Below are 4,879 nucleotides of genomic sequence, written 5' to 3' on the forward strand. Positions count from 1 at the left end.
CCCGGGGTGCCGGGGGTGCGGGGGGTGTTCATCTCCGGGCCTCCATCGCCTGGGTCAGGGCCGCGATGCCGCGCGAGGTGTGGGTTTTGACCGAACCGGCCGATATCCCCATGGCCGCGGCGATCTCACTCTCCTTCAGTCCCAGCCAGTGACGCAGGACGAGGGCTTCGCGCTGCCGGGCGGGAAGCCGCTGGAGCGCGTCGATCAGCACCCGCTGGTCGTCGCGGAGGAGTGCCGAGATCTCGGCGGAGACGACCGGCTCGGACGGCTGCGGCTCCATGTGCTTGCGGGCCACCTGGAGGTGGCGTATGCGCATCCGGGTCAGATTGCAGACCACGGACCGCAGGTAGGCCTCCGCGGAACCGGGCTCGCGCAGCTTCCGCCACTTCCGGTAGATCTGGTAGTAGGCCTCGGCCACGATGTTCTCGGGGTCGTCGGCGCCGAGCAGTGCGGCCAGCCTCAGCATCGGCGTGTAGTGCAGGCTGAACAGGCGGGCCACCTCCGCCTCGCGCTCGGGCTCCAGCCCCTCGGCGGCCGCTCGCGGCGGTGCCGCCGGGGCGGGCGGCACCGGCGGCACCGGGCCGCGCTCGGCCGGGGCGGGTGGCAGGACGGCTGCGCGGGCGTCCCTGCCGAACCGGCCGCGGATGGGTCTCATGGTGTGCTCGCTCCCGTCTCGGGACGGCGTCTGAGGACGATACGGGGCGGGAGGGTGGTGGTGTCCGGACCGCGGGGGACCCCGGCACGGTCGAGGACGAACGTGGCGGCCACCGCGACGGCCAGGTTCGGCAGCAGGGCCGCGAGACCGGCGTAGACCTCCAGGCCGGACGGTCCGAAGGGCACCACCGGGGAGAACCCCTCCCGTACGACCGTGAAGGTGCCGACCGCCATTCCCGAGGCCCAGCCGGCGAGCAGCGCGCGGTGGTGCAGGCGGCGGGTGAAAAGCCCCGCCGCGACCGCGGGAAGGGTCTGCAGGATCCACACGCCACCGAGCAGTTGCAGGTTCACGGCGTCCTGGTCGCGCAGGCCGAGGACGAAGGCGATCGCCCCGGCCTTGGCGGCGAGCGATACCGCCTTGGCGACCCTGACCTGGTGCTTGGGGGTGGCCGTGGGGTGGAAGTACTCGACGTAGACGTTCCGCACGAACGAGGTCGCCGCCGCGATCGACATCACGGCGGCGGGCACCATCGCGCCCACCGCCAGTGCCCCGAAGACCAGTCCGGCCGGCGGCCCCGGCATCAGCCGGTCGACCAGCATGGGCACCGCGGCCTCCGTGCCGCCGTGCGGGGTGCGCACCCCGTGGGCCAGGGCGGCGATGCCCAGCAGCCCGAACAGTCCGAGCACCGCCGTCCACAGCGGCAGGGCGGAGGAGACCCGGCGCAGCACCCCTGTGCCGGAGGCCGCGAACCCCGCGGTGAGCACGTGCGGATACATCAGCAGGGCGAGTGCCGAGCCCAGCGCGAGGGTGGCGAAGGCCGACCGCTGGCCGGGGGCGAGGACGAGCGGGGCGCCCTCCGCCCCCCGCTCGGCAAGCGTGCTCCCGGCCGCGGCGAACATGGCGCCGGGGCCGCCCAGGTGATCCAGGGCCAGCCAGACGGTGGCCAGGACCGAGCCGAAGACCGCCACGCCCTTGAGGGCGGATATGACGGTGGGAGCCCTCAGCCCGTGCCGGTAGGTGGCCACCGCCAGCCCGGCGAACAGCGCGGCCATCGCCAGGTCCCCGGTGACCGCGTCCGGGTACAGGCCGCCCGCGGTGAGCACCGCGCGGATCCCCAGCAGTTGGAGGGCCAGGTAGGGCATGGTCGCGAGGATGCCGGTGAGGGCGACCACCAGCGCCAGCGGCGGCGAGCCGTAACGCCCGCGGACGAAGTCGGCGACGGTGACGTAGCCGTGGCGGCGGGCCACGGACCACAGCCGGGGTAACAGGGCGAACGCCAGCGGGCAGACGATCACGGTGTAGGGGAGGGCGAAGAAGGCGGTGGCCCCGTTGCCGTAGGCCAGCCCGGGCACGGCGGTGAAGGTGTAGGCGGTGAACACCGTGCCGCCGAGCAGCAGCCAGGTCCACACGGTGCCCAGGCTCCGGTCCGCCAGTGCCCAGCCCTCCAGCGACGGCAGGCGGTCGCGGGCGTGCAGGCGGCGGGCGGTGGCCGCCAGGAGCGACGCTCCGCCGATGACGGCGAGGAACGCCGTGGCCATGGCGCCGTCGGCCATCGATCACCGTCCTCGGGGTGCGCGGGTCCCTCACCCGCCGGTTGCCGGCCCGCTGCCTTCCGCCGGCAGGGAGACCAGGGAAATCCGCCGTGAATCCGTTGTCAACCCGATCGCGGCGACCGGCAACTCTTGCACAGACCACAGGAGCCGGCCGGCCCCGCGGCCTGTGGCCTCAACACCGCTGTCCACCGGGGCTGCGAGCCAGTGACGAGTCAGCGACGACCCGGCAAGGAGCCGCCATGTCCGCACCCCCCGCACCCCCCGCGCCGACCGAACCACCGAAGAGCAGGCCGAGATCGGTCCTGCTGTGGACCGCCGTCGCCCTCCTCGGCGCGGTCGGCTGGGGCATGCTGGCCCTGGCCCGGGGCGAGGAGGTCTCCGCGATCTGGCTGGTGGTGGCCGCCCTGGGCTCGTACGCCATCGCCTACCGCTTCTACGCCCGCTTCATCGCCCGGCGCGTCCTCCAGCCCGACGACAGCCGTGCCACTCCGGCCGAGCGGCTGGAGGACGGTGTCGACTACCACCCCACCGACCGCCGTGTGCTGTTCGGCCACCACTTCGCAGCCATCGCGGGTGCCGGGCCGCTGGTCGGCCCGGTGCTGGCGGCCCAGATGGGCTATCTGCCGAGCACCATCTGGATCGTCGTCGGCGTGATCTTCGCCGGGGCGGTCCAGGACATGATGATCCTGTTCTTCTCCATGCGCCGGGACGGCAAGAGCCTGGGACAGATGGCGCGTGACGAGATCGGCAGGGTGGGCGGCGCCGCGGCGCTCGTCGGCGTCTTCGCCATCATGGTCATCCTGCTGGCGGTGCTCGCGCTGGTCGTGGTCAACGCCCTGGCCCACTCCCCCTGGGGCACCTTCTCGGTCGCCATGACCATCCCCATCGCCCTGTTCATGGGCTTCTACCTGCGCTGTCTGCGGCCGGGCCGGGTCGTGGAGACCAGCGTCACCGGTGTGGCCCTGCTGCTGCTGGCGATCCTCGGCGGCGGCTGGATCCAGGACTCCTCGCTGGCCGACGCCTTCGTCTGGAGCCCCACGACCCTGGTGTTCTGCCTGATCGGCTACGGCTTCGTCGCCTCCGTGCTGCCGGTGTGGATGCTGCTGGCCCCCCGCGACTACCTGTCCACCTTCATGAAGGTGGGGACCATCGTGCTGCTGGCGGTCGGTGTGGTGATCGCCGCGCCGACGCTGAAGACCGACGCGGTGACCCCCTTCGCCTCCTCGGGCGACGGCCCGGTCTTCGCCGGGGCGCTGTTCCCCTTCCTGTTCATCACCATCGCCTGCGGCGCGCTGTCCGGCTTCCACGCGCTGGTGTCCTCCGGCACCACGCCGAAGCTGATCCAGAAGGAGTCGCAGGTCCGGATGATCGGCTACGGCTCCATGCTGATGGAGTCCTTCGTGGCCGTCATGGCGCTGGTCGCGGCCTGTGTCATCGACCCGGGCCTGTACTACGCGATGAACGCCCCGGCGGGCATGCTGGGCACCACCGTGGAGAGCGCCTCGCGGGCGGTGGCGGACCTGGGCTTCAGCATCACCCCCGACCAGCTGGCCGCGGCGGCCGGGGCCGTCGAGGAGGAGACCCTGATCGCGCGCACCGGCGGCGCGCCCACCCTGGCGGTCGGCATGGCGGAGATCTTCTCCCAGGTGTTCGGCGGCGCCGGGATGAAGGCCTTCTGGTACCACTTCGCGATCATGTTCGAGGCGCTGTTCATCCTCACCACGGTGGACGCGGGCACCCGGGTCGGCCGCTTCATGCTCCAGGACATGCTGGGCAACGTCTGGAAGCCCATCGGCCGGGTCACCTGGAAGCCGGGCATCTGGATCACCAGTGCCCTCGTCGTCGGCGCCTGGGGCTACTTCCTCTACGTCGGCGTCACCGACCCTCTCGGCGGGATCAACCAGCTCTTCCCGCTGTTCGGCATCGCCAACCAGCTGCTCGCCGCGATCGCCCTCACCATCGCCACCACCCTGCTGATCAAGGCCGGGAAACTGCGCTGGGCGTGGGTGCCGGGCCTTCCGCTGGCGTGGGACGTGGCGGTCACCTTCACCGCCGGCTGGCAGAAGATCTTCTCCGGCGATCCCAAGGTGGGCTTCTTCGCCAACCGCGAGCGCTTCGTGGACGCCATCGAGGCCGGCCGGGTGCTGGCCCCGGCCAAGAACACGGACGAGATGCACACGGTGGTGCTCAACCAGACCGTCGACGGCGTGATCATGGCCCTGTTCCTGCTGGTGGTCGCCACGGTGATCGCCAACGCGGCCGTGGTGTGCGTACGCGCCGTACGGTCCGCCGAGCCGCTGCCGACCACCGAGGCGCCCTACGTGGAGTCCCGGATCGAGGTCCCGGCCTCGTGGTCGTCGGACGACGGGAGGGAGAAGGACAGGGAGCCGGTGGGGGCGGGCGAACGATGACGGCCGCACTGCTCGCCAGGGCGGCCCGGCTGCTGCGGGGTGTGCGCTGGTATCTGCGCGAGTTCTCCGGTGAGGCGGACTACGAGCGCTTCCGCCTCAGGCACCTGCGCGAGCACCCGGGCGAGCCGGTCCCCTCCTGGCGCGAATACGAACGGCAGCGTGCCCGGCACCGGGAGGAGCACCCGCAGAGCCGCTGCTGCTGACACCCTCGGGGGTCCTCCGCCGGTGCCGGCGGAGGACCTCCCCGGCCTCCCCCGCCT

The 4,879-nt window shown here is 72.3% G+C and carries 4 protein-coding genes; 2 read left to right on the plus strand and 2 right to left on the minus strand.

Going from position 1 to position 4,879, the window contains the following annotated elements; genetic code table 11:
- Positions 1-28 precede the first annotated feature (28 nt).
- Together L7D48_RS04335 and L7D48_RS04340 are read right to left on the minus strand one after the other, a co-directional pair.
- Positions 29-655, minus strand: coding sequence for a sigma-70 family RNA polymerase sigma factor (locus tag L7D48_RS04335; protein WP_237877539.1), 627 nt, complete (start codon positions 653-655; stop codon positions 29-31).
- Positions 652-2,208: a sodium:solute symporter gene (locus L7D48_RS04340; RefSeq protein WP_237877540.1), complete on the minus strand. Its 1,557-nt coding sequence runs from the start codon at positions 2,206-2,208 to the stop codon at positions 652-654. The genes L7D48_RS04335 and L7D48_RS04340 overlap by 4 nt, the downstream gene beginning before the upstream one ends.
- A gap of 239 nt (positions 2,209-2,447) precedes the next feature.
- On the opposite strand from L7D48_RS04340, the gene L7D48_RS04345 reads away from it, so the two are divergent.
- Both L7D48_RS04345 and L7D48_RS04350 read left to right on the plus strand, forming a co-directional pair.
- On the plus strand, positions 2,448-4,619 hold the full coding sequence (locus L7D48_RS04345; RefSeq protein WP_237877541.1) for a carbon starvation CstA family protein: 2,172 nt from the start codon (positions 2,448-2,450) through the stop codon (positions 4,617-4,619).
- Positions 4,616-4,822 (plus strand): YbdD/YjiX family protein, encoded by a 207-nt coding sequence (locus L7D48_RS04350; RefSeq protein WP_237877542.1) that lies wholly within the window; start codon positions 4,616-4,618, stop codon positions 4,820-4,822. The genes L7D48_RS04345 and L7D48_RS04350 overlap by 4 nt, the downstream gene beginning before the upstream one ends.
- Positions 4,823-4,879 lie beyond the last annotated feature (57 nt).

It is taken from the genome of Streptomyces sp. ICN903, from assembly GCF_022015835.1.
Taxonomy (GTDB): domain Bacteria; phylum Actinomycetota; class Actinomycetes; order Streptomycetales; family Streptomycetaceae; genus Streptomyces; species Streptomyces fenghuangensis.

Coding starts and splice junctions, on each gene's coding strand:
- L7D48_RS04335 (WP_237877539.1), bottom strand. CDS start 655: ATGAGACCCATCCGCGGCCGGTTCGGCAGGGACGCCCGCGCAGCCGTC.
- L7D48_RS04350 (WP_237877542.1), top strand. CDS start 4,616: ATGACGGCCGCACTGCTCGCCAGGGCGGCCCGGCTGCTGCGGGGTGTG.
- L7D48_RS04345 (WP_237877541.1), top strand. CDS start 2,448: ATGTCCGCACCCCCCGCACCCCCCGCGCCGACCGAACCACCGAAGAGC.
- L7D48_RS04340 (WP_237877540.1), bottom strand. CDS start 2,208: ATGGCCGACGGCGCCATGGCCACGGCGTTCCTCGCCGTCATCGGCGGA.